General features: G+C 68.6%; 23 protein-coding genes. 12 read left to right on the plus strand and 11 right to left on the minus strand.

What is annotated here, in order from left to right:
• A complete protein-coding gene (hsaA, locus tag ACYR7D_RS08170; RefSeq protein ID WP_459549006.1) occupies positions 1-1,164 on the minus strand; it encodes a 3-hydroxy-9,10-secoandrosta-1,3,5(10)-triene-9,17-dione monooxygenase oxygenase subunit in 1,164 nt (387 codons plus the stop codon).
• 213 nt (positions 1,165-1,377) lie between these two features.
• On the opposite strand from hsaA, the gene ACYR7D_RS08175 reads away from it, so the two are divergent.
• Complete coding sequence (locus ACYR7D_RS08175; protein ID WP_459549007.1) at positions 1,378-2,595, plus strand: Rieske 2Fe-2S domain-containing protein; 1,218 nt, start codon at positions 1,378-1,380, stop codon at positions 2,593-2,595.
• 1 nt (position 2,596) lies between these two features.
• Positions 2,597-2,926: a hypothetical protein gene (locus tag ACYR7D_RS08180; RefSeq protein ID WP_459549008.1), complete on the plus strand. Its 330-nt coding sequence runs from the start codon at positions 2,597-2,599 to the stop codon at positions 2,924-2,926.
• A 418-nt stretch (positions 2,927-3,344) separates the two neighbouring features.
• Here the strand turns inward: ACYR7D_RS08180 and rsgA are convergent, their stop codons facing one another.
• From rsgA to ACYR7D_RS08210, 6 genes are all read right to left on the minus strand, one after another.
• Complete coding sequence (gene rsgA / locus ACYR7D_RS08185) at positions 3,345-4,391, minus strand: ribosome small subunit-dependent GTPase A (protein WP_459549009.1); 1,047 nt, start codon at positions 4,389-4,391, stop codon at positions 3,345-3,347.
• Positions 4,392-4,604: 213 nt separating this feature from the next.
• Complete coding sequence (locus ACYR7D_RS08190) at positions 4,605-5,657, minus strand: acyl-CoA dehydrogenase family protein (RefSeq protein ID WP_459550083.1); 1,053 nt, start codon at positions 5,655-5,657, stop codon at positions 4,605-4,607.
• Between the two features lie 78 nt (positions 5,658-5,735).
• A complete protein-coding gene (locus ACYR7D_RS08195; protein ID WP_459549010.1) occupies positions 5,736-6,770 on the minus strand; it encodes an acyl-CoA dehydrogenase family protein in 1,035 nt (344 codons plus the stop codon).
• Positions 6,767-7,906 carry an acyl-CoA dehydrogenase family protein gene (locus tag ACYR7D_RS08200; protein WP_459549011.1) on the minus strand — a complete coding sequence of 380 codons (1,140 nt, stop codon included), beginning with the start codon at positions 7,904-7,906 and terminating at the stop codon, positions 6,767-6,769. Before ACYR7D_RS08200 ends, ACYR7D_RS08195 begins: the two co-directional genes overlap by 4 nt.
• Positions 7,907-8,827, minus strand: a complete 921-nt coding sequence (locus ACYR7D_RS08205; RefSeq protein ID WP_459549012.1) for an enoyl-CoA hydratase — start codon at positions 8,825-8,827, stop codon at positions 7,907-7,909.
• The gene (locus ACYR7D_RS08210) at positions 8,827-10,395 is read right to left on the minus strand and encodes a FadD3 family acyl-CoA ligase (RefSeq protein ID WP_459549013.1); all 1,569 of its coding nucleotides are present in this window, start codon (positions 10,393-10,395) and stop codon (positions 8,827-8,829) included. Before ACYR7D_RS08210 ends, ACYR7D_RS08205 begins: the two co-directional genes overlap by 1 nt.
• 77 nt (positions 10,396-10,472) lie before the next feature.
• Between ACYR7D_RS08210 and ACYR7D_RS08215 the strand changes: the two genes are divergently transcribed.
• The 7 genes from ACYR7D_RS08215 (at position 10,473) to ACYR7D_RS08245 (ending at position 17,532) form a co-directional block, all read left to right on the plus strand.
• Entirely contained in the window at positions 10,473-11,735 is a 1,263-nt protein-coding gene (locus ACYR7D_RS08215; RefSeq protein WP_459549014.1) for an acyl-CoA dehydrogenase family protein, read from the plus strand.
• Entirely contained in the window at positions 11,732-12,529 is a 798-nt protein-coding gene (locus ACYR7D_RS08220; protein ID WP_459549015.1) for an SDR family oxidoreductase, read from the plus strand. The genes ACYR7D_RS08215 and ACYR7D_RS08220 overlap by 4 nt, the downstream gene beginning before the upstream one ends.
• Positions 12,530-12,767: 238 nt before the next feature.
• Complete coding sequence (locus tag ACYR7D_RS08225; protein WP_459549016.1) at positions 12,768-13,379, plus strand: TetR/AcrR family transcriptional regulator; 612 nt, start codon at positions 12,768-12,770, stop codon at positions 13,377-13,379.
• 42 nt (positions 13,380-13,421) lie between these two features.
• Positions 13,422-14,573, plus strand: a complete 1,152-nt coding sequence (locus ACYR7D_RS08230) for an acetyl-CoA C-acetyltransferase (RefSeq protein WP_459550084.1) — start codon at positions 13,422-13,424, stop codon at positions 14,571-14,573.
• Between the two features lie 401 nt (positions 14,574-14,974).
• Positions 14,975-15,445: a MarR family winged helix-turn-helix transcriptional regulator gene (locus tag ACYR7D_RS08235; RefSeq protein ID WP_459549017.1), complete on the plus strand. Its 471-nt coding sequence runs from the start codon at positions 14,975-14,977 to the stop codon at positions 15,443-15,445.
• Complete coding sequence (locus ACYR7D_RS08240; RefSeq protein ID WP_459549018.1) at positions 15,442-16,683, plus strand: MFS transporter; 1,242 nt, start codon at positions 15,442-15,444, stop codon at positions 16,681-16,683. Before ACYR7D_RS08235 ends, ACYR7D_RS08240 begins: the two co-directional genes overlap by 4 nt.
• 93 nt (positions 16,684-16,776) lie before the next feature.
• Positions 16,777-17,532: a DUF427 domain-containing protein gene (locus ACYR7D_RS08245; RefSeq protein WP_459549019.1), complete on the plus strand. Its 756-nt coding sequence runs from the start codon at positions 16,777-16,779 to the stop codon at positions 17,530-17,532.
• Positions 17,533-17,664: 132 nt separating this feature from the next.
• Here the strand turns inward: ACYR7D_RS08245 and ACYR7D_RS08250 are convergent, their stop codons facing one another.
• The 4 genes from ACYR7D_RS08250 to ACYR7D_RS08265 are packed head-to-tail and all read right to left on the minus strand — an operon-like array spanning position 17,665 to position 21,158.
• Positions 17,665-18,747: an NAD(P)H-dependent flavin oxidoreductase gene (locus ACYR7D_RS08250; protein WP_459549020.1), complete on the minus strand. Its 1,083-nt coding sequence runs from the start codon at positions 18,745-18,747 to the stop codon at positions 17,665-17,667.
• Positions 18,744-19,502, minus strand: a complete 759-nt coding sequence (locus ACYR7D_RS08255) for a CoA-transferase subunit beta (RefSeq protein WP_459549021.1) — start codon at positions 19,500-19,502, stop codon at positions 18,744-18,746. Before ACYR7D_RS08255 ends, ACYR7D_RS08250 begins: the two co-directional genes overlap by 4 nt.
• The gene (ipdA, locus tag ACYR7D_RS08260; protein ID WP_459550085.1) at positions 19,499-20,377 is read right to left on the minus strand and encodes a cholesterol ring-cleaving hydrolase subunit IpdA; all 879 of its coding nucleotides are present in this window, start codon (positions 20,375-20,377) and stop codon (positions 19,499-19,501) included. Before ipdA ends, ACYR7D_RS08255 begins: the two co-directional genes overlap by 4 nt.
• A gap of 16 nt (positions 20,378-20,393) precedes the next feature.
• A complete protein-coding gene (locus tag ACYR7D_RS08265) occupies positions 20,394-21,158 on the minus strand; it encodes an enoyl-CoA hydratase family protein (protein WP_459550086.1) in 765 nt (254 codons plus the stop codon).
• Between the two features lie 58 nt (positions 21,159-21,216).
• On the opposite strand from ACYR7D_RS08265, the gene ACYR7D_RS08270 reads away from it, so the two are divergent.
• The 3 genes from ACYR7D_RS08270 to ACYR7D_RS08280 all read left to right on the plus strand — a co-directional run bounded on the left by ACYR7D_RS08270 (position 21,217) and on the right by ACYR7D_RS08280 (position 24,564).
• The gene (locus ACYR7D_RS08270) at positions 21,217-22,020 is read left to right on the plus strand and encodes an SDR family oxidoreductase (RefSeq protein ID WP_459549022.1); all 804 of its coding nucleotides are present in this window, start codon (positions 21,217-21,219) and stop codon (positions 22,018-22,020) included.
• 37 nt (positions 22,021-22,057) lie between these two features.
• Positions 22,058-22,969, plus strand: a complete 912-nt coding sequence (locus ACYR7D_RS08275; protein WP_459549023.1) for an SDR family oxidoreductase — start codon at positions 22,058-22,060, stop codon at positions 22,967-22,969.
• Between the two features lie 362 nt (positions 22,970-23,331).
• Entirely contained in the window at positions 23,332-24,564 is a 1,233-nt protein-coding gene (locus ACYR7D_RS08280) for a hypothetical protein (protein WP_459549024.1), read from the plus strand.
• Positions 24,565-24,567 lie beyond the last annotated feature (3 nt).

Here is a 24,567-nt window from a genome sequence, read left to right on the forward strand (position 1 = left end):
TCACACCATCCCGTCGGCGACCGGCAGCCCGAACTCGTGGGTGCCGTACATGACGTAGGCGCGTTCGGGATCGTTGGAGGCGTGTACCCGGCCGGCGTGGGCGTCGCGCCAGAAACGCTGCAGCGGGGTGCCGTTGGCGAGGGCGGTGGCGCCGGAGCTCTCGAACAGTTTGTCGATGGAGGCGATCGCGCGGCCGGTCGCGCGCACCTGGTCGCGCCGGGCGCGCACCCGCAGGTCGAACGGGATCTCCTTACCTTCGAGCAGCAGCGCGTACTCCTCGGCGACATTGCCCGACAGCTGCCGCCACGCGGCGTCGATATCACTGGCCGCCTCGGCGATCCGCACCTTCGCGAACGGATCGTCCTTGGTGTTCTCGCCGGCGTAGGCCGCGCGGACCCGCTTGCCCTGGTGCTCCACGTGGGCCTCGTAGGCACCGTAGGCCATGCCGACGATCGGCGCGGAGATGGTGGTGGGGTGGATGGTGCCCCACGGCATCTTGTAGACCGGGGCGGTATTGCGCTCGAGGCCGGGGGATTTCAGATCGTTCATGGTCTTGTAGCTGAGGAACCGGTGCCGGGGCACGAAAACGTCTTCGACCACGATCGTGTTCGAGCCGGTCCCGCGTAGGCCGACCACATTCCAGACATCGTCGATCCGGTATTCCGAACGCGGGATGAGGAAGCTGCCGAAATCCACCGGTTTGCCGTTCTTGATCACCGGCCCGCCGACGAAGGTCCAGTCGGCGTGTCCGGAGCCGGACGACCAGGCCCACGAACCACTCACCCGGTAGCCGTCCTCGACCACGGTGCCGGCGCCCATGGGGGCGTAGGAGGAGGAGATCCGTACATCGGTGTTCTCGCCCCACACCTCTTCCTGGGCCTGCTGGTCGAACAGCGCCAGGTGCCAGTTGTGCACGCCGATGATGCCGGCCACCCAGCCGGTGGAACCGCAGGCGCTGGCGATTTTGCGCACGGTGTCGTAGAAGACGACCGGATCGGCGGCGTGCCCACCCCACTGCTCGGGCTGCAGCAGCCGGAAGAATCCGGCTTCCTGCAGGTCCTTGATGGTTTCCTCGGGAATCTGCCGAAGATCCTCGGCTTCCTGCGCGCGAGCGCGCAGCGTGGGCAATAGCGCTTCGACCCGCATCGTCACTTCTCGCGTCATCTCCGGCCCTGCTCCTGCCTGGTCTGTTGGTCACCGGTAGTCATCTGCTCGACGCAGATTTTACTTCTGAGACTAGAACACGTTCTTGTTCATGTCGAGAACCGGTGCTCATAGGACACCCGTATGGGACATGTGCTGGATGTGGCGCGATTCGCTGGCGATCCGGGCGCCAGTTTTGTAACGTGTTCTAGTAACGCATGAGGAGGAATCGCGATGGCAGTATCCCCGGCAGGCGGAGGTGCGAAGGTGCGGGAGCTCGACGTCGGTTCGACCCCCACCCGGTACGCGCGCGGATGGCATTGCCTGGGTCTGGCGCAGAACTTCCGGGACGGCAAACCGCATTCGGTCCAGGCGTTCGGCACCAAACTGGTGATCTGGGCCGACAGCGCCGGCGAGTTGCACGTACTCGACGCCTACTGCCGCCATATGGGCGGCGACCTGAGCATGGGCGAGATCAAGGGCGACGATATCGCCTGCCCCTTCCACGACTGGCGCTGGGGCGCGAACGGCAAATGCACATCCATCCCCTACGCCCGGCGGGTGCCGCCCCTGGCCCGGACCCGCCGCTGGACCACGCTCGAACGCAACGGCCAGTTCTTCGTCTGGCACGACCACGAGGGCAACGAACCGCCGCCCGAGGTGACCATCCCGTATATCGAGGGCCCCTACACCGATACCGACGGCAACCCGGTGGAAGAACTCGACAGCGGCTGGACCGAGTGGACCTGGAACAACCTGTTGATCGAGGGCGCGAACTGCCGCGAGATCATCGACAACGTGGTGGACATGGCCCACTTCTTCTACATCCACTACGCCTTCCCCACCTACTTCAAGAACGTCTTCGAAGGCCATGTGGCCACCCAGTTCCTGGAGACGAAGGGCCGCCCCGATGTGGGAATGGCCGCCAAATACGCCGGTGAGCAGCTGCTGAAATCGGAGGCATCCTATTTCGGCCCCTCCTACATGATCAACCCGCTGATCAACAGCTACGGCGGCTACGAGATCAAGGTCAACCTGATCAACTGCCACTACCCGGTGACGCAGGATTCGTTCATGCTGCAGTGGGGGCTGACGGTCGAAAAGCCCAAGGGGCTCGACGACGAGACCGCCCAGAACCTCGCCCGGACCATGGCCGATTTCTTCGGTGACGGTTTCCTGCAGGACGTGGAGATCTGGAAGCACAAGTCCAAGGTCGAGAATCCGCTGCTGTGCGAGGAGGACGGCCCGGTCTATCAGCTGCGGCGCTGGTACGAGCAGTTCTACGTCGACGTCGCCGAGGTGACCGAGAAAATGACCCAGCGCTTCGAGTTCGAGGTCGATACGACCAAGGCCAACGAGGCATGGGAGGCCGAGGTCGAGGAGAACCTGCGGCGTAAACGCGAAGAAGAGGCCGCCGCGGCGGACGCCGACCAGGCGGAGGCGGGAGTCTGATATGCCGAGCTGGGCGAAAGCACCCGACTTCGCCGACCAGCCCGCGCGGCGGGACGCGGTGCGGGCCCAGACGGCGGTGGACCGGGAACGGTATCTGGAGGAAGGCCTGACACCGCTGCGGTGCCAGGCCTGCCACACCGAGGTACTGGTGCGCAAGAGCAGTGCGCGCCAGACCTCGGTGCAGTGGACCGAGAACCCGGCCGCCGCCTGCCCGGTCTTCGCCGAGCTCGAGGCCAAGGGGCACGGACCCGGCCGGCCGGATACCTGCGACCGGTTGCAGAAGACCATCAAATGGGCCGTGGACGAGGGCGTTCTCGACGTGCCGAAGTAGGCGGACGCCGACCTCGCGGATGAATGCGGCCGGTTCCGGGCGCAGTCCCGGGAGTGGGCCGACGTCTCGACTGAGCAGACGTTCGCAATGGGACACGGCGGAGCAGTTCGATATACCCGAAGCGAAGACGAACCTGTCACGTACCGTCGAATGCGTGGAGCGGGGCGAGGAAACGGTGAGCAGCCGGGCCGGGCATGCTGTGGCCGAGGTTGTGCCATCGGTCAGGCGCGCCGAACGTAGCGGGCGGGGTTCCCTGCGCGGTGCATCGACCCTTGGAGCCGATTGGGATTCGGAAGAGACGAATACGGCGATTGCCGTCGACTTCGATACACCGGAATGAGCCTGCTCCGCTCGCGCGACGGCAGCTCGACGGCTGCCGTCGCACGAACACTTTCAGCGGGCTCCGGCTGAGCCTTCGTCAGCGGCGGGAGCCGCGTTCCCGGTACATCCGGCGCTGTTCTTTGCGGATACCGCGCCACGCCCGTTCGCGTTCGGCGCGCAGCCGCTTGTCCGTCCGGGCCTCCATCCAGGCGTTCTCCCGGGCGAGTTTGCGATAGTTGTCCAGCCGGCGTGCGGTGATCACACCCGCCTCGACCGCCTCGCGGACAGCGCAGCCCGGCTCGGCTTCGTGCGCGCAGTCGTCGAAACGGCACTGGGCCGCGAGTTCCGCGATATCGCTGAAGGTTTTGCCGATCCCCTCGGCGGCATCCCGGACACCGACGCCCCGGAGCCCGGGGGTATCGATGAGAGTGCCGCCGCCGGGCAGCGGTCGCAGCTCCCGGTGCACAGTGGTGTGCCGGCCCTTCCGGTCGGTGGCGCGTACCGCGTTCGTGGCGAAGATATCCGCGCCCAGCAGCGTGTTCGCCAGGGTGGACTTGCCGGCGCCGGACGGCCCGAGCAGCGCCACGGTGCCGTCCAGCACCGCGGTGAGCACCTCGAGACCGGCCCCGGTCTCGGCGCTCACCGCCAGGACGGTGGCCCCGGGCGCGACCGCGCGGACCTCCTCCAGCGGCAGCTGCGGCGCGGCGTCGGCCTTGGTGAGGACGACGACCGGCTGCGCGCCGCTCTCCCAGGCCAGGGCGAGCAGGCGTTCGATCCGTCCGAGGTCCACATCGCCGTCGGCCGGGGCGCAGATCAGCACCGTATCGACATTGGCGGCCAGGATCTGGCCTTCCGAACGCCCCGACGCCGCCGACCGGGCGACCGCCGACCGGCGGGGCAGCAGGGCGCGGACATGAGACCGGTTGTCCAGGCACACCCAGTCGCCGGTGCACAGGCCACTGATCTCGGAATCCGAACGCGGACAGACGGCCCGCGCGGGACCGGTGGGAGTTACGACATCGCATTCGCCGCGATCCATCCGCACGATACGCGCCGGAACCCATTCCGGATCCGGGAGCGGGAGGTAGTGCGCGGCTACGGCTTCGGTCCAGCCGTACGGGACGAGCAGGTCGAAATCGACCATGGTGGGAAGAATCCTTCGTCGGGCGCCGAACCCGACCGGGTTCAGCGAGGTGAGTTCGAGGGGGAGAACGATGCGGCGGCACCGACCGATCCGGTCTGCCGCGCGGTGACAATCCGTTCGACCGTCACGTTCTCCACCTCCTCACGACTCGCTGTTGCCCGGTAACTCTGGCACGCCGCCGCCGTGGCGCGCAATCCTTTTTCGTATGGAGCCTCAGGCGGTACGCGCCGGCCGCTTCGGGGTGCCGAAGAGCTGGGCGTCGCCGTGGGCGCGTTTGAAGTAGAGGTGCGCGTCGTGTTCCCAGGTGATGGCGATACCGCCGTGCAATTGAATGGTTTCCGCGGCGATGGCCGAATACGCCTCGGAGCACTGGTGGCGGGCGACCCAGACGTCCTCGGCGGCAGACGGAGCTTCCTCGGCCACGGCGAAGGCCGCGACCAAGGCCGCGGATTTAGCGGATTCGGCCAGTACGTACATATCGGCCATCCGGTGCTTGAGCGCCTGGAAGCTGCCGATCACCCGGCCGAACTGCACCCGCGACTTGGTGTACTCGACCGTTGCCTCCAGGCAGTATTCGGCCGCGCCGACCTGTTCGGCCGCCAGCGCCGCCCAGGCGATCCGGCGCAGGCGTTCGATGATCGGGCCGGGTTCGGACTCGCCGAGCCGCCGGGCCGGAGTGGCGGCGAAGGTGATCTCGGAAAGCGCGCGGGAGGGGTCCATGGGCGCCGCCCGCCGGCGCTCGACTCCGGCGGCGGACGGATCCACCTCGAACAGCCCGGCCTCCGTCACCACGATCAGGACGTCGGCGCTGGTGCCGTGGAGTACGTAATGGGCCGTGCCGTGCAGCGTTTCCCCCTCGGCCCGCACACCGAACTCGTCCCAGCCCCGCGCCGCGGCCCAGCAGAGCGCGAGGGTGCTGCTGCCCTCGGCCACCGCGGGCAGCAGCCGGGCGCAGGCATCGGTGTCACCCGACAGCAGCACCGCCTGCGCGCCCAGGACCGCGGAGCCGAGCATCGGCACATCGGCCAGTGTGCGGCCGAGCTCACCGACCACCAGCAGCGATTCCACGAGCCCGGCGCCGAAACCGCCGTACTCCTCGGGAATCGCCAGTGCGGCCACCCCGACCTGTTCACACAGCTGGGCCCACAGCCGGGTGTCGTATCCCAGGTCGGTGTCCATGGCCGCGCGGATACCCGTGCGGGCATCCCGTTTGGCCAGCAGTCCGCGGACCGCCGACACCAGCTCCTGCTGTTCCTCGCTGATCATCATCTTCTCCGTAGGTTTCCGGACGGATACGCCGGCGGGGCGTCCGGCCGGGTCGTGCGACGGCCGCTGGTTCTCCGGTCAGGTGAGCGCGCCGGACGGGTCCGCCGCGAGTCCGGCGCGCAGTGCGCCGGCGATCCGGCCGCGGTGCAGATCCGGGGTGCCCCAGGCGGTGCGCAGGGCGGTGACCCGGGTCAGCCACAGGGACAGGTCGTATTCCGCGGTGTAGCCGATGGCGCCGTGGACCTGCAGGGCCGTGCGGGCCGCCCGGTAGGCGGCGTCGGCGCAGGCCACGGCCGCCGCGGAGATATCGCGGGCCCGATGGGGGGTGCCGGTGGTCAGCGCGGCCCGGTAGAGCAGCGGTTCGGCGAGGTCGACGGCGATGAGGACATCGGCGAGTTTCTGCTTGACGGCCTGGAACTCCCCGATGGGGCGGCCGAACTGTTTGCGCTGCTTGACGTAGTCGGTGGACGCCTCGAGCAGCGCCTTACCCGCGCCGAGCAGCTGGGCCGCATTGGCCAGCGCACCGTGATCGAAACCGGCCGCGATCGCCGCGGCGACCTCCGGCCCCTCGGCGAGGAGTTCGTCCGGCTCGACCACGAACAGCCGCCGGGCCGGGTCCACCGAGCGCACCGGTTCGCCCGCGTGGCCCGTGTACAGGCGGTCGCCGTCGGCGAGCAGTACGAGGTCGACGCGGTCGGCGTCCGGTGCCAGGGCCCGGCCGGTATCTCCGCCGAAGGCGAGGGTGACGGTGAGCGTGCCCTCCGAGATACCGGGCAACCAGCGCTGGGCCGGTGCGGGGTCGGTGCCGGCCAGGGCCTGGAGCAGGGCGGGCACCGCGGCGGCCGATTCGACCAGCGGGCCGGGCGCCGCGGCGCGGCCCACTTCGAGGAACGCCACCAGCTGATCGAGGGGTTCGGCGCCGAGGCCGCCGTACTCCTCGGCGATGGTCAAACCGAACGCCCCGGCGGCGGCCAGCTGCTCGGTCAGCGCGCGGCCGGGAGCCGGGTCGCCGGCACTCCACGCCCGCACCGCCGCGGGGGTCTTCCCCGATTCGAACAGTTTGCGGATACTGGCGCCGAAGTCCAGATGTTCCGGGCTGAGCGCGAACTTCACCGGCCGCCTCCTCTCGGTAGGCCGAGGAGTCGCTCGGCGATGATATTGCGTTGGATTTCGTTGGTACCGGCGTAGATCGGGCCGGAGAGCGAGAAGAGATAGCCGTCGGTCCACCGGCTCGCCTGCTCGGCGCGCGACCCCAGCAGTTCGAGCGCGGTCTCGTGCATGGCGATATCCAGTTCGGACCAGAACACCTTGGTGATCGACGATTCCGCACCGAGTTTGCCGCCCTCGTTCAGCCGGGTGACGGTGCCGAAGGTGTGCAGGCGGTAGGCCTCGCTGCCGATCCAGGCGTCCACCACGGCGTCGCGGGCGGCGGTACCGGTATCACCGGATTCGGTCCACAGGTCGATCAAGCGCTGTGCGGTCGCGCTGAACCGGCCGGGACTGCGCAGCGAAAGGCCGCGTTCGTTGCTGGAGGTGCTCATGGCCACCCGCCAGCCCTCGTTCGGGGCGCCGATCACATCACTGTCCGGGACGAAGACATCGTCGAGGAAGATCTCCGCGAACCCGGGCTCGCCGTCGAGCTGCGGGATCGGCCGTACCGTCACGCCCTCGGCGGTGAGCGGGAACATCAGGTAGGTGAGGCCGCGGTGCCGCTCGGCCTCCGGGTCGCTGCGGAACAGGCCGAAGGCCCAGTCGGCGAAGGCCGCCCGGGAACTCCAGGTCTTCTGCCCGCTGAGGACCCAGCCGCCCTCGGTGCGCCGGGCGGTGGACCGGATACCGGCCAGATCGCTACCGGCCTCCGGCTCCGACCATGCCTGAGCCCAGATATCGTCGCCGCGCGCCATCCGCGGCATGATCCGTTCCAGCTGCTCGGGGGTGCCGTGTTCGAAAAGTGTGGGCGCCAGCAGGAAGATGCCGTTCTGGCTCACCCGGCCCGGCGCGCCCGCCGCGTAGTACTCCTGCTCGAACAGCACCCATTCCAGCAGCGAGGCATCCCGGCCACCGTATTCCTCCGGCCAGGAGACCGCCGAGAGCCGGGCGTCGGCGAGGGTGCGTTCCCAGGCGCGATGGGCTTCGAAGCCCGCCGCGGTGTCCATCGAGGGCAGCGGTTCGGCGGGCACCCGGTCGGCCAGGAATTCGCGGACCTCCCGCTGGAATTCCCGGGTGTTGTCGTCGAGATCGAGATCCATCTAGGCTTTCCCGTCCTTGGTCGTAGCGGCCGAGCTCGCCTGGGCCTTCATTGTTTTGGCGTTCATCCCGCCGAGGGAGTCGGCGCCGACCTCGGCGTTGTGCGCGTGCGCGAAATGGTGCAGGCCGAAAACCGAATCCATACCCGCGCGCATACCCATGAGGTCTTCGGCCTGGTTGACCGCCTTCTTGGTGAGTGCCAGCCCGAACTGCGGCATCCCGGCGATCTTCTCCGCCAGCGCCATGGTCTCGGTTTCCAGTTCCTCGCGCGGGACGACCCGGTTCACCATGCCCCATTCCTTGGCCTGGGCGGCGTCGAAACGGTCGCCGGTGAACAGGAATTCCTTGGCGGCCCGCGGCCCCATCACCCAGGGGTGGGCGAAGTATTCGACGCCCGGAATACCCATGCGCACCACGGGGTCGGAGAAGAACGCGTCGTCGGCGGCGATGATCAGATCACAGACCCAGGCCAGCATGAGCCCGCCCGCGATACACGCACCTTGCACCATGGCGATGGTGGGTTTGGGGATCTCCCGCCAGCGGCGGCACATCCCGAGATACACCTCCATCTCGCGGGCGAAGCGCTGGTCGCCGCCCGGCCGGCCCACATGGTCCCACCAGAGCACGGCCTTGTTCGGGTATTTCACGTGGTGGTCGCGGCCGGGGGTGCCCAGATCGTGGCCCGCGCTGAAATGTTTGCCGTTACCGGCCAGCACGATGACCTTGACCTCGGGATCCTCCACCGCGCGCTCGAACGCGGCGTCGATCGCGTAGGTCATCACCGAGTTCTGCGCGTTGCGGTAGCCGGGCCGGTTCAGGGTGACGACCGCGACCGCGCCCCGGCGTTCGTAGGTCACCACATCCGGTTCGTAGGGGATGGTTCCGCCCTCGTCCGGGGTACTCGGGGCACTGTTGTCCGACATTACGAATTCTCCTCACGTAGCTGGCGTTTGAGCACCTTGCCGGCGGCGTTGTAGGGCAGCTCGTCGCGGAACTCGACGAAACGCGGCACCTTGAAATTGGCCAGCACCTCGGTGGCATGGGAGAACACCTGGTCCTCCGTGAGTGTGGCGCCCGGTTTACGGACCACATAGGCCTTGCCCACCTCGCCCATCCGTTCGTCGGGCACGCCGATCACCGCGCAGACGGCCACGCCGTCCAATCCGGCGAGGGCCTGTTCCACTTCGGCGGGGTAGACATTGAAACCACCGCTGACGTACATGTCCTTGAGCCGGTCGGTGATCTTCAGGTATCCGCGGTCGTCGATCTCCCCGATATCACCGGTGTGCAGCCAGCCGTCGGCATCGATGGTCTTCGCGGTGCTCTCCGGGTCGTCGAGGTAACCGAGCATCACATTGGGCCCGCGCAGCAGTATCTCGCCGGCCTCGCTCAGTTTCAGCTCGAAACCGGCTATCGGGCGGCCGCTGGTAGCGGAGATGATTTCGGCGGGATCGTCGGCCCGGCACATGGTGCCGAAACCGGTGGATTCCGAGAGGCCGTAGGCGGTGAGTACCACGTCGAAATTCAGTTCCGCCCGCATCCGTTCGACCAGGGCCACCGGTACCGGTGCCGCCCCGGTCACCGCGACCCGCAGAGTGCTCAGGTCGTATCCACCGCGGTCCGGGAAGTCCAGGATGGACCGGTAGATGGTGGGCGGCCCGGGTAGGACGCTGATCTTCTCCTGGTCGATGAGCCGCATGGTGGTGGGCACGTCGAAAACGATCTGCGGCACCATGGTCGCCCCGGTGAGTACGCAGGCCAGGATTCCGGCCTTGTAGCCGAAGCTGTGGAAGAACGGGTTGACGATCAGGTAGTTGTCGTCGCTGTTCAGCGTCGCGCATTCGGTCCACCCGCGGACCGCCGACAGCGACTGCCGGTGCGCGATCAGTACGCCTTTGCTGCGCCCGGTGGTGCCGGAGGTGAACAGGATGTCGGAGAGGTCGTCGGGGCTCACCGATTCGGCCCGTTCGCGCGCCTGTTCCCGGGTGACGCTCATGCCGATCTCCGCCAGTTGCGACCAGTTCAGTGCCTCGGTCACCGGTTGTTCCGCGCCCTCGACCGGAAGTACGACCACGGTGTCGATGCGCAGATCCGGGGCGGCGGCGCGGAGTTCGGCGAGCCGGTCTCGTTTCAGGAAGGTTCCGGCGACGAACAGGGCCTTCGCGTCCACCCGCCGCAGCACATCGACCACTTCGTCGGCGACATAGCGGGTGTTGAGCGGGACCAGTGTGGCGCCGGCGTAGTGCGCGCCGAGCGCGGATATCACCCAGTGGAAGGTGTTGGGCGACCAGATCGCCACCCGGTCGCCGGTGCGTATGCCGCGGGCGAGCAGCGCGCGGGCCACGTCCTGTACCTGTTCGAGCAGTTCGGCCCAGCCGAGCCGGACGGGGCCGTCGGCCAGCGCGGGCGCCGTGCCGAAGGTGGCGGCGGCAGTGTGCAGCGCCCGGGGTGTGGTGCGGTCCGGCGGCGGTGTGTGCGCGGGGGATGTCACGGGTGTCCTCGATCTCGTGCGGCCGTGTGCGGTGCGCGGGTCTACAAAGCAAGTGCTTGGTAGGTTATCCTACCGGCGTGGGTGCTATCCAGACCTCAGAATCCGGTACCGGCCGCGACGGCGCCGGGCGATCGGCCGTTCCGGCCGCCGGGGCGCGGGTGACCGCGGAACGAACCAGCGTGGCCGCACTGACCGACGGCGAATTCGCCGCGCGGGTCCGGGACTGGCTCGACGAACAGCTCAGCGGCGAGTTCCGGCAATTGCGCGGCCTCGGCGGCCCGGGTCGCGAACACGAGGCCTTCGACGAACGCCTGGAATGGGACCGGGCCCTGGCGGCCGCGGGCTGGACCTGCCTCGGCTGGCCGGTCGAATACGGCGGACGCGAGGCGAGCGTGCGCCAGCAGATCATCTTCCACGAGGAATACGCCAGGGCGAACGCGCCGGCCCGGGTCTCCCATGTGGGCGAGGAACTGCTCGGCCCGACACTGCTGGCCTTCGGCACCGCCGCCCAGCGCGAGCGCTTCCTTCCGGGCATTCGTACGGTGACGGAACTGTGGTGCCAGGGGTACTCGGAACCGGGCGCCGGATCCGACCTCGCCGCGGTGTCCACCTCGGCCCGGCTGGACGGGGACCGGTGGACGATCAACGGCCAGAAGATCTGGACCTCCCTGGCGCATGTGGCCGACTGGTGTTTCGCGGTATGCCGGACCGAGCCGGGTTCCAAACGTCACAAAGGTCTTTCGTATCTGCTGGTGCCGATGGATCAGCCCGGTATCGAGGTCCGGCCGATCGTGCAGCTCACCGGCACCTCGGAATTCAACGAGGTGTTCTTCGACAACGCCCACACCGACGCCGGCCTGGTCGTCGGCGAACCCGGTGACGGCTGGCGGGTCGCCATGGGCACGCTGAACGTGGAACGTGGAATCTCAACCCTGGGCCAGCAGATCCGTTTCGCCCGGGAACTCGCCGCCATCGAGGAACTGGCCCGCGAGTCGGGCGCGCTCGACGATCCGCTGCTGGCGGACCGGATCGACCAGGCCTGGGTGGGGCTGCGCGTGCTGCGTGCCCACGCCATGCGCACCATGGCCGAAACCGCCGACGACGGTGGGCAGGCGTCGGTGGGCAAACTGCTCTGGGCGAATTGGCACCGGGGCCTCGGGGAACTCGCCATGGCGGTGCGTGGCGCCGCCGGGTTGGTCGCCGCCGACGGCGACCTGGACGAATGGCAGCGGCTGTATCTGTTCACCCGCGCCGACACGATCTACGGAGGTTCGAACGAAGTGCAGCGCAACATCATTTCCGAGCGGGTGCTCGGCCTGCCGCGGGAGGCCCGGCAGTGAGCGGGTCGCTATCGGTCGCGCCGCGGCAGACCCCCGGCCACGGGTTGCTCACCGGCCGCCGCGCCGTGGTGACCGCGGCCGCCGGTACCGGTATCGGTTCCGCTACGGCCCGGCGGTTACTGGCCGAGGGGGCCGATGTGGTGGTCTCGGATTGGCACGAGCGGCGCCTGGAGGCCACCCGGGCCGAGCTGGCCGCCGAGTTCGCCGAGCGCAAGGTCCATGCCGTCGCCTGTGACGTCTGCAATACCGAACAGGTGGACGAATTGGTGCGCGGGGCCGCGGCCACCCTCGGCGGGATCGATATCTTCGTCAACAATGCCGGTCTCGGCGGGGAGACTCCGGTGGTCGATATGACCGACGAACAGTGGGATCGGGTGCTGGACGTGACCCTCAACGGGACGTTCCGGTGCACTCGCGCGGCACTGAACTATTTCCGCGCCGCCGGGCACGGCGGTGTGATCGTCAACAATGCCAGTGTGCTGGGCTGGCGGGCCCAGTACGGCCAGGCGCACTATGCCGCGGCCAAGGCCGGGGTGATGGCGCTGACCAGGTGCAGTGCGGTGGAGGCGGCCGAACTGGGGGTGCGGATCAACGCGGTGTCGCCGAGTATCGCCCGGCACGCGTTCCTGGACAAGACCAGTTCCGCCGAACTGCTCGACCGGCTCTCCGAGCGGGAAGCGTTCGGCCGGGCGGCCGAACCGTGGGAGGTCGCGGCCACCATCGCCATGCTGGCCAGCGATTACACCACCTATCTCACCGGTGAAGTGGTTTCGATCTCCAGCCAGCGCGCCTGAAGTCGGACCGGTGCGTTCTGTGCGTGTCATCCGCCGGCCGCCGGAATTTCCGCGTTCCGCGGAACCGGGCCGGGTCCGCCCGCGTCGAAAAGAGCGGGAAACGTTGGAAGCCGGCGTTTCACCGTGTCGCGGGCCCGGCCGGGTCCGGCTCCGAGTGGAGGGGGGAGCCGGAACCGCCGGGTCCGCGTCGTTTCCGGGTGAGCTGTACCAAGCAAATGCTTGGTTGTATTATGGCGGGGTGACCGCACCAGACCCCGCGAAACCGACCCGGCGAACCGAACTGCTCGACTTGGCGGCCGAACTGTTCGCCGAACGGGGCGTGCGCGCCACCACGGTGCGTGATATCGCCGATGCCGCCGGCATCCTCTCCGGCAGTCTCTACCACCATTTCTCCTCCAAAGAGGGAATGGTGGACGAGATCCTGCGCGGTTTCCTCGACGAATTGTTCGGGCGTTACCGCGAAATCGTTGCCGCCGGACTGAATTCGCGCGCGACCCTGGAAGCTCTGGTGCAAGCCTCCTATGAGGCCTTCGACCGCTCCCACGCCGCCGTCGCCATCTACCAGTCCGAGGCCAAACGCCTCCGGTCCGCCGAGCGCTTCGCCTATATCGACGACTACAACCGCGAATTCCGGGAACTGTGGCGGCGCGTGCTCAGCAACGGAGTCGCCGATGGAAGTTTCCGGCCCGAACTCGATATCGACCTGGCCTACCGCTTCCTCCGGGACACGGTGTGGGTGGCCGTTCGCTGGTACCGGCCCGGCGGCGGATCACTCACCGTCGACACCCTCGCCAAGCAGTACCTCACCATCGTGCTCGACGGGCTCACCGTGCCCGGCCACACCGATTAGGAGACACCCATGGCAACAGCTGCCCGCCGCCCCTATACGCCGCTGCGCGAGGCGTATGTGATCGACGCGGTGCGCACCCCGGTCGGTAAGCGCGGCGGCGCGCTGGCCGAGGTACACCCGGCGGATCTCGGCGCGGCCGCGCTGCGGGGCCTGCTGGGGCGCAACTCCGTCGATCCGGCCCAGGTGGACGACGTGATCGTGGGCTGCGTCGACAATATCGGCCCGCAGGCGGGCAATATCGGCCGGACCGCCTGGCTGGCCGCCGGATACCCGGAAGAAGTCCCCGGGGTCACCGTCGACCGGCAGTGCGGTTCGAGCCAGCAGGCCATCAACTTCGGCGCCCAGGCCATCATGAGCGGTACGGCCGAGGTGATCGTGGCCGGCGGTGTGCAGAACATGAGCGCCATCCCGATCTCCGCGGCCATGCTGGCCGGTAAGGAGTACGGATTCGACTCCCCGTTCGTGGGCGCGAAAGGGTGGGATCACCGCTACGGCACCGCTGAGGTCTCCCAATTCCGGGGTGCCCAGATGATCGCCGAGAAGTGGGGGATCACCCGGGAGGATATGGAGCGCTGGGCGCTGCGCAGCCATGAACGCGCCCGGGCCGCCATCGGAGCGGGACGTTTCGACAAAGAGATCGTCCCGGTCGGTGACTTCTGGATCGACCAGGGCCCCCGGGAGACCAGCCTGGAGAAGATGGCCTCCCTGCCCCCACTCGAGGAAGGCAGCCCGCTCACCGCCGCCGTGGCCTCGCAGATCTCCGACGGTGCCAGCGCCACCCTGCTCGCCTCGGAATGGGCGGTCGAAGAATACGGCCTGACCCCGCGCGCCCGGATCGTTCACGTCAGCGCCCGCGGCGCCGACCCGCTGTACATGCTCACCGCCCCCATCCCCGCGACCAAATGGGCACTGGAGAAGACGGGCCTGACCATCGACGATATCGACGTGGTCGAGATCAACGAGGCCTTCGCCCCCGTGGTGCTGGCCTGGTTGAAGGAGACCGGCGCCGACCCGGAGAAGGTGAACGTCAACGGTGGCGCGATCGCGCTCGGCCATCCGCTCGGCGCGACCGGGGCCAAACTGTTCGCGACTCTGCTCAACGAACTGGAACGGATCAACGGCCGCTACGGACTGCTCACCATCTGCGAGGGCGGCGGCACGGCCAACGTGACGATCATCGAACGCTGTGCCTGATTGCGGCGCCTGCGGCGCCGCGGGGTCGAGCCCCCTTGGCGTCGCCTTTCAGCCCCCGAGACTCGCGCCTGCTGTGTTTATCGGCGCGCTGGCGCGCGCGGGGTCGAGCCCCTGAGGCGTCGCCTTTCAGCCCCCGAGACTCGCGCCTGCGGCGCATGCGCTTCGGGGGCTGAAAGGCGACGCGGGCTCGGCCCTTTGTGGGCCTCGCTGAACTCGGCGCTGTGTGGGGGTGGGGTAGGGATCGCGAGCCGCTGTGTGGGGGCGGGGTAGGGATCGCGAGCCGCTGTGTGGGGGTGGGTGGGGTAGGGGATCGCGAGCCGCTGTGTGGTGCTTCGGGTGTGTGGCGGGTATCGCACCCGGCGGCCTGGAATAGATAGTTAGCCTATGTAATTATATTGGGGGTGCGGCCGGACCCGATGACCGATGTGGACGGCACCGTTGTCGATCTGCTGGTCATCGCGGGCCGGCTCACACGCGCGGTGGGAACGCTCAGTGCCGACGACCTGCCGCGCGCCACCGTGCGCGCACTGGCAGTGCTCGAGGAACACGGTTCGCTGCGCGTCAGCGAATTCGCTCGTATCGATCGCACGTCACAACCCACGGCTACCGTGCTCATCGGCCGGCTGGTGGGGGAGGGCTACGCCTCCCGGCACCGTGATCCGGGCGATTCCCGCGCTGTCGTCGTCCAACTCACCCCGGCCGGGCATGCCCGGCTCGCCGCATCCCGCGCGGCCATGCGCGAGGCGCTGTCCGGTCCGCTACCCGGTTTCGACGCCGAACGTCTGGCCGGACTCGCCACCGATCTGCGGGAACTATTGGCGGCGATACGGCAATCGGCCGGGATCCACCCGTCACCGAGGAAACACCGATGAGCATCACGACCAGTGCGGCCGCCGCGCCGCCCAGCACATCGACCGGGCAGCCGAAGGCGGTCTGGGCCGTCGCCTTCGCCAGCGTTATCGCGTTCATGGGCATCGGCCTGGTCGATCCGATTCTCAAACCCATCGGTGAACAGTTGAACGCCACACCGGCACAGGTATCGCTGCTGTTCACCAGCTATATGCTCGTCACCGGCGTGGCCATGCTGGTCACGGGTGTGGTCTCCAGCCGTTTCGGCGCCAAACGCACCCTGCTGGCCGGGCTGGCTCTGATCATCGTGTTCGCGGCGCTGGCCGGGCTCTCGGGTACCGTCGGCCAGATCGTCGGCTTCCGGGCGGGCTGGGGTCTGGGCAACGCGCTGTTCATCGCGACCGCGCTGGCCACCATCGTCGGCGCCGCCAGCGGCGGTGTCGCGCGCGCCATCATCCTCTACGAAGCGGCGCTCGGTATCGGTATCGCCACCGGCCCCCTGCTCGGCGGCCTGCTGGGCGGAATCAGCTGGCGTGGGCCGTTCTTCGGGGTATCGGTGCTGATGGCCGCCGCGTTCGTCGCCATCGTCGTGCTGCTTCCGGAAGGGCCGCGCGCCGCGAAACCCACCTCGTTCACCGCTCCCTTCAAAGCCCTGCGCCACCGTGGGCTCCTGACAGTGAGCGTGACCGCCCTGCTGTACAACTTCGGTTTCTTCACTCTGCTCGCCTATACCCCGTTCCCGCTGGATATGGGCACCTACGCCATCGGCTTCATCTTCTGCGGCTGGGGCATCCTGCTCGCCGTGGCCTCGGTATTCCTCGCGCCGCGGCTGCAACGGTGGTTCGGCACCCTGCCGATGATCGCGCTGGCGGTCGGTCTGTTCGCCGCGGACCTGGCGGTGATGGCGCTGTTCGCCGAGCACAAACCGGTGCTGATCGCCGGAGTGGTGCTCGCGGGCCTGTTCCTCGGCGTGAACAACACCCTGATCACCGAGGCCGTGATGATCTCCGCGCCGGTGGAACGCTCCACCGCGTCCGCCGCCTACAGTTTCGTCCGGTTCGCCGGTGGCGCCGCCGCGCCGTGGCTGGCCGGCAAACTCGGCGAAACCAGTGTTGCGCTGCCCTTCTGGGTGGGAGCGGGATGCACCGCCGCGGCCGTAGTGGTCCTACTGGCCGGCCGCCGCGCTCTCGCCCATATCGACGACCACGACCCGGCCCCGCACAGTATCGAGGAAGCGCAGGCCGTCACGGTCGGTGACTGACCTCCACGAGAGGTCGTCGACAGGCCCCGCCCACCGGCGGGGCCTGTGCTTTTTCGTGCCGTGGCGTGCCCTCCCGGCGTAGGGTCGGAGGATATGACCGGAGCACAGCGAGACGGAGTCCGGATCGAAACGATTCAGAAGCGGGTGCGGGTCTACTTCGGTGGCCGGCTGGTCGCCGATACCGTCCGGCCCGTGCTGGTCTGGGAAAACCCCCACTATCCGGCCTACTACATACCGGTGGCCGATCTGCGCGCGAAACTCGAAGCCGACGGCAGCACCCGCCGTTCGCAACGGCGCGGCGAGGGAATCGGCTACGACGTCGTCGTAGACGGGGTCACGGCGCCGGGTGCCGCTCTGCGCTATCCGGACTCACCGGAGCCGGCGTTGCGTGATCTGGTGCGATTGGACTGGGACGCGATGGACGAATGGTTCGAGGAGGACGAACCGATCTACGTCCATCCGCGCAGTCCGTACTCGCGGGTCGACATCCTGGCGAGTTCCCGGCACGTACGGGTGGAACTCGACGGCGTGACCCTGGCGGATTCGCGCTCACCGCGGATTCTGTTCGAGACGGGCCTGCCCGCCCGCTTCTACCTGCCGCTCACGGATATCCGGATGGACCTGTTGCGGCCTTCGCGGACCCGCACCCGATGCCCCTACAAGGGGAACGCGGAATACTGGAACGTCCGGATCGGTGAAACGGAATACCCCGACCTGGTGTGGATCTACCGCCATCCGACACCGGAGAGCCAGAAGATCGCCGGACTGGCGTGCTTCTACAACGAGAAGGTCGATCTGTACCTCGACGGAGAACTGCAGGAGCGGCCACGCACCCCTTTCGGCGACTGATAGGCCGCATCCGGGGGCTTCTCTCCTGGAGAAGCCCCCGAAAGCCGTGGGCACGCCGTATCCGCTTCGAGGGTTGAAAGCCGGCGCGAGCCCGGGTGCCGCGGTGTCGCGACCCGGTCCCGGCCGGGCGGTTCAGGTCGCGGATTCGGCGGTACGGGGCAGCGCGGCGAGGGTGTCGATCCGATGCAGGGCATCCGTGACGATCCGGTCGATCAGCTCCTGGCAGCTCGGCAGATCGTCCAGGATGCCGGTCACCTGACCGGCGGCCAATACTCCGGCCTCGGTATTCCCCTCGACCAGGCCCGCACGCAGCAGCATGGGGGTGTTGGCCGCCATGACGACCTGCGACCAGGTGAGATCCTTGGTTTTGCGCATGGCGAGGCCGTCGCGAACCAGAGTGGACCATTTCATACCGGTCATACTCTTGAAGCGGGCGGCATTACCCACGGCGGCGGTGAGTCCGCGGATCCGGCCGGAGTTCTCCAACTTCTGCACCAATTCGGTGTTCAGCACCCGGTGCGGCATTCCGTCGACCTTGGTGGAGACCACTGTCTCGCCCAGTTGCCGGCGCAGGTACTCCTGTTTCACCGAATCGGGGACGCTGCTCTCCCGGGTGAGCAGGAAACGGGTACCCATGGCGATACCGGCGGCGCCGTAGGCCAGGGCGGCGGCCAGGCCGCGGCCGTCGAAGAAACCGCCCGCCGCCACCACCGGGATATCCACCGCGTCCAGCACCGAGGGCAGCAGCAGGGTGGTCGCCACCGGACCGGTGTGCCCGCCGCCTTCCCCGCCCTGCACCACCACCGCGTCGGCGCCCCAGGACGCGACCTTCACCGCGTGCTTGGCCGCGCCGATCGACGGGATGACCACGACGCCCGCGTCCTTGAGTTTCGCGATGAGCTCTTTCTTCGGTGCCAGCGCGAACGAGGCGACCTTCACGTTCTCGCGGATCAGCAGGTCGATCCGTTCCGAGGCGTCGGAGGCGTCGGCGCGGATGTTCACGCCGAACGGTTTGCCGGTCTGCGCCTTGGTCTTGGCAATGGCCGCTTCCAGTTCGGCGTAGGTCATGGTGGCCGAAGCCAGAATGCCCAGGCCGCCCGCGTTCGAGGTCGCGGAGACCAGGCCCGGCCCGGCCACCCAGCCCATCCCGGTCTGCACGATGGGGTGCTCGATGCCGACCAGTTCGGTCAGCGGGGTCCGTATCCGGGAGGTCATCGCGGTACCTCCTTCTCGCGAATCTTCTTCGGGTCCAGCACTTCGCGGATCAGCCGCAGTTCCTCCGCGGTCGGTAGCCGGGTGGTACCGGCCGTATCCAGCTCCGCGATCTCGAACGAGGTGTTCTCCGCGACCTCGTCGGCGGTCACCCCCGGGTGCAGGCCGAGCGCGCGCATGGTGTGTCCAGGACCGTTGAAATCGAAGACGCCCAGATTGCTGACCACTCGGTGGATGTGGTGGAAGCGGAAGGCGGGATTGCCGGGGTCGATCTTGTCGTAACCGACGCCGGCGACGATATCGACCTGCTCGCCGAACACCCGCTTGCTGTGCCGTCCCACCCAGTAGCTGGTCGGGTGGTTGATGGTGTTACCGGGTGCGCCGCGTACCCCGAACATCTGCCGGGTCGGCTGTTGCAGTGGTCCGAAGGCCGACAGGTTCTGATTGCCGAAGCGGTCGATCTGGTTGGCGCCCATGACCACATGGCGGCGACCGGAAGCCAGGACGTCGAAAACCTTGCGGAAGGGAATCCAGCCCTCGATGGGCGCTCTACCGCCCAACGGCGGGGTTTCGGCGAGGAAGAGGGCCTCGCCGTCGGAGAGCAGCAGGTCGGGCGCGAAGGTGAGTTTCGCCAGGCGCGCACCCAGCTGTGCCATGGGGGTCATAGGGCTGGCGAAGATCTCCCCGGCGTCGCGGAAGATCTCGGCGCAGGCGACCGCGCACACCTCGGCCCGGGTGATGGTTTCGGTGCTGGTCACAGCTCCTCCTTGAATCGCGCGACGGCAGCCTGGTAGTCGTCTTCCGAGCCGCTGAGGTAGGTATCGACGAAGGTCTGCCACGTTTCCGGCGCGCCGGCGGCTTCCACGTAGTGACGCTGGAATTTCTCGTCCCGGCCGTAACTTTCACCGGCGAGGGTGAAATGTGCGCCGTTCGGGGCCTCGGCCACCGCGTCGACCATCATGCGATTGAGCAGCAGAGCCTGCGGCGGAACGGATTTCACCAGTTCCTCGGTGTCCACGAGACGCTCGACCGTGAGGTAGCGCTTTTCGGCCGCCATGCAGAAGAGGTCGTCCATATAGGGGTCCACGCCCTGGTACGCGGCATTACCGTGGACGTCGCCGAGGTTCAGGTGCACCAGTGCCGCGTCGAGGTTCAGGGCCGGCATGGCGATCAGGGTTTCCGGCACACCGCCCGGGCCCGGGTACGGCGAGGTGACGGTTTTCAGTTCGCCCTCCCAGAAGTTCGGCACATCCGATCCGAGGCCCGCGCGGATCGGCAGGAACGGCAGCCGGGCGGCGGCCGCCTCCAGTCCGCATTTGAGCATGCCCTCGTCCATTTCCCGGGCGATGATCTGCCCGGAGGTGCGGGCCTTCGCGAACCAGGGATCGTAGAACGGGGCCGAATCGAGGGAGACGAAACCGTAGTAGGCCTTGCGGACCTTCCCGGCCGAGCACAGCAGACCCAGATCCGGGCCACCGTAGGTGACCACCGTGAGATCGGTGATATCCGAGCGCAGCAGCGCGCGCACCAGGGCCATGGGCTTGCGTCGCGAACCCCAGCCTCCGATACCGATCGTCATTCCGCTGCGCAGTTCGCCGACGATCTCGTCCAGCGTTTTCCGCTTGTCTCGCATGGTTTTCCGTTCCATGTCAGTTCTTGTCCTTCTGCGCCGCCAGGTCGGCGTCGAAGCGCTCCCGGATCTCGTCGGAGGCTCCGGACAGGTTCAGCTCGAAGGTGAAACCCTGCTCGAAGCGGTAGCTGCGGTGTACGTCCTGCAGATCGATTCCGTTGAGCGCGCGTTTGGCCGCGCGGATCACACGCCCGTCCTTGGCCGCGATATCCTTCGCGACCTCCAGCGCGGCGGCGTCGAGCTCCGCGCGGGGGACCACCTTCAGGACCGAGCCGTAGTGGTGCAGCTGCTGGGCGGTGGCCGTGCTCGCGGTGAAGAAGAGGGCTCGCATCAGGTGCTGTGGGACCAGCCGGGCCAGGTGGGTGGCGGCGCCGAGCGCCCCGCGGTCCACCTCGGGCAGCCCGAAGGTCGCGTCGTCGGAGGCGATGATGATGTCGGAATTGCCGACCAGGCCGATACCGCCGCCCAGGCAGAAACCCTGGACTGCCGCGATAACCGGTACCGGGCAGTCGTACACCGCGCCGAACGCCTCGAAACAGCCGTGGTTGGCATCGATCAGCGCCTGGTGCCCCGGTTTGCGCTGGATCTCCTTGATATCCACGCCCGCGTTGAAGCCGCGGTTCTCCGCGCGCAGCACCACTACCCGAGTCTGCGGGTCGCGCCCGGCGGCCCGGATCTCGTCGGCGAGGGCGAACCAGCCGTCCGACGGTATGGCGTTGACCGGCGGGTAGTCGACCGTGACCACGGCGATCCCGGCGGATTCCGAATGGCGGTTGATCCCCATCGCGTATCCCATCTCCAGCATCTTGGCTAAGCAAGCAATTGCTTGGTAGGTTAGCACGGTGGCACTAGAAATCGACCTGTCCGATCGCGTCGTTCTGGTAACCGGCGGCGTCCGCGGAGTCGGAGCCGGGATCAGCCGGGTCCTGCTGGCCGCGGGAGCGACCGTGGTGGCCTGCGCCCGCCGCCCCGCCGACGTTGCGGTCGAGGTGGACGGGCGCGGTATCGACTTCCTGCCCTGCGATGTCCGCGATCCCGCGGCGGTCGCGGCTCTGATCGAGGAAATCGTGCGGCGGCACGGCCGGCTCGACCACGCGGTCAACAACGCGGGCGGAGCCCCGTACGCGCTGGCCGCCGAAGCCAGCCCGAAATTCCACACCAAGATCATCGAGCTGAACCTGCTGTCGGCCCTGCACGTCGCGCAGGCGGCGCACGCGGTGATCAGCGCACAGGAAGACGGCGGGTCGATCGTCAACATCTCCAGCCTGAGCGGCCACCGCCCCTCGCCGGGAACCGCTGCCTACGGCGCGGCCAAGGCCGGTGTGGACGCCCTCACCGTCTCCCTCGCGGCGGAATGGGCGCCCCGGGTGCGGATCAACTCCCTGGTCGTCGGCGCGGTGGAAACCGAGTTGAGCGCTCTGCACTACGGCGACGCCGACGGTGTGGCCGCGGTGGGGCGCACCATTCCGATGGGCCGGCTGGCCCGGCCCGCGGATGTCGGGAACGCGGTGGCCTTCCTGCTGTCGCCACTGGCCGCCTATATCAGCGGCGCGACCCTGCAGGTCCACGGCGGCGGGGAGCCCCCGGCTTTTCTCTCGGTCGCCACCGCGGGCCATTCCACCGGCCCGGCGAACGCGCGACCCTAGCTCGACCAGATATCGACCACCGACGATAGGAACGGATATGGCAACCGAGGGCATCTGCGCCGGACGGATCGTGATCATCACCGGCGCCGGGCGGGGGATCGGCAGGGCGCACGCGCTCGCCTTCGCCGCGGAAGGGGCGAAGGTCGTGGTGAACGACCTCGGCTCCACCCTGAGCGGCGAGTCGACCGGGGAAACACCGGCCGAGCAGGTGGTCGCGGAAATTCGTGCCGCGGGCGGCGAAGCGGTGGTCAACGGCGACGATGTGGCGAGCTGGGAGGGCGCTCAGCGGCTGATCCAGCAGGCGGTGGACACCTTCGGCGGGCTGGACGTGCTGGTCAACAATGCCGGATTCGTACGCGACCGTATGCTGGTGAACCTCGGTGAGGACGAATGGGACGCGGTGGTCCGGGTCCATCTCAAGGGGCATTTCGCCACCATGCGGCATGCCGCGGCCTATTGGCGGGCGGAGTCGAAGGCGGGCCGTCCCGTCGATGCCCGGATCGTCAACACCAGTTCCGGCGCCGGTTTGCAGGGCAGCGTCGGGCAGGGCAACTACGGCGCCGCGAAGGCCGGTATCGCCGGGCTCACCCTCACCGCCGCAGCCGAATTCGGCCGCTACGGGGTCACGGTGAATGCCATCGCGCCGTCGGCGCGCACCCGGATGACCGAAACCGTGTTCGCCGACATGATGGCGAAACCGGAAGACGGCTTCGATGCGATGGCCCCGGAGAACATCTCCCCGATCGTGGTGTGGCTGGGCAGTACGGAATCGGCGGGTGTGACCGGGCGGATGTTCGAGGTCGAAGGCGGGCGTATCGCGTTGGCCGAAGGATGGCGGCACGGGGTCCCGGTGGACCGGGGCGCCCGCTGGAACCCGGCCGAACTCGGGCCCGTGGTGTCGGAATTGATAGCGAAGGGGCAGACGCCGGAACCGGTGTACGGGGCATAGCCCACGGCGGCCGCTGTTCCGGCGGCCTTTCCGGAGTGGGTCGGAAACACGCTCCAGCTATCGGACAGGCCTGCCGGTCATTGTGACCCGCGCCATAATCAGCCGGGTGTGGTTTGTGGAGGCACCCGCATCCGACTGCGAATAAGCCCGGACCCGGTCGTACGGGCCCGATTTCGTCATGCGCCGCAGTGTTCGCTGGTTTACCATGAGCAACCGTCTGTTCGTTCTGTCCGGAGGCCGTCACCGGCGGGGGAATCCGCACTATCGATCGAGAGGTTGGCCGGCGCATGGCCGTGAGTCGCATCAAGCGAGCACTCGCAGTAGCCGGGGCGGCCGGATGCCTGGGATTGGCCGGAGGGCCCGTGCTCGCGCGAGCGAATCCGGGGTGGGGGCCGGTCACCGAACAGGGCCCGACCGGCAGCGCCGGTTACGGCATCGCGACGCCCGGACCCGACTCGTCCGCGCCCACCGGTGGCGGGCCGCTGGCCATACCGGGTAGCGGGCCGCGGTCCGGGGGCGCCATGAGCCGGAACACTCCGGCCGAGCCGGAGGCCGGGCTCGGATCCCGGCCGGAAAACAATGCCCCGGCCCCCGCCGGCGATCCCTTTGCCGCCACGGCGACCGGTCCCGGCGGCAGCGGCCCGCGGCCCGGTGCGGGGGCGCGGTGGCAGCCCCTGAGCATTCCCGGGCGCGAAAGCGCACCGCACACCGTCGAATCGGCCGGCCCCACGGAATCCGCTACACCGGCGCCGGTTCAGGTAGCCGAACCGGCCGGACCATTCGGCCTGGGCACCGCCCTCGGCACCGTCCTCGCCACGGGCTCGGCCGCGATGGGGTCGGCTGTCGCGGCCCCCTTGGCCGTGACCGGTTCGGCCGCGCTCGGTACCGGTTCGGCCGCGGCCGGTTCGGCCGGTGTGGGAGTCGGCGTGACCGGTTCCGCCGCGCTCGGTACCGGTTCGGCGGTGCTGGGTACGGGTTCGGCCGCGGCCGGTTCGGCCGGTGTGGGAGTCGGCGTGACCGGTTCGGCCGCGCTCGGTACCGGTTCGGCCGTTACGGGGTCCGCCGGTCTCGGCGTGTCGGGTACCGGCTCGGCGGCTGCCGGTTCCGCTGCCACAGGTTCTGCTGCCACAGGTTCTGCTGCCACAGGGTCGGCCGCGACGGGTTCGGCCGCACTCGGCTCCGCCGGGGTGGGCTCGGCGGCACCTCTTCTCCTGCTGCTGCTTCCGGTGCCGTCGGTACCGGTACCCCCGGTCGGGCCACCGTTGGCGTTCCCGGCGCCCGGCACAGGCGGGGGCGTGGGCTCCGGGGCGTTCCCCGCCGGTGTCTCCGCGCCCGTGGCGGCGGACACGCCTCCCGGCGCCCCTGTTCCCGCCGGGGCCGCGCCCACCGTGCTCACCGCACCGCCGAGCCACACGGTGCGCCCGGTGAACGCGGAGGGTCTGCTGCCGGAGCCGAAACTCCTGTCGGTGCTCGGCGGGCTCGTCGCGCTGGCCATCGCCGGCGGTGGGTCGGCCGTGCTGAGTTACCGGAGCGCCGCGCAGGCGCAGGCACGGATCGATGCCGCGCGGGCCGAATTCTTCGGAACGGGCGCGTGAGCG

The organism is Nocardia sp. X0981, from assembly GCF_977089955.1.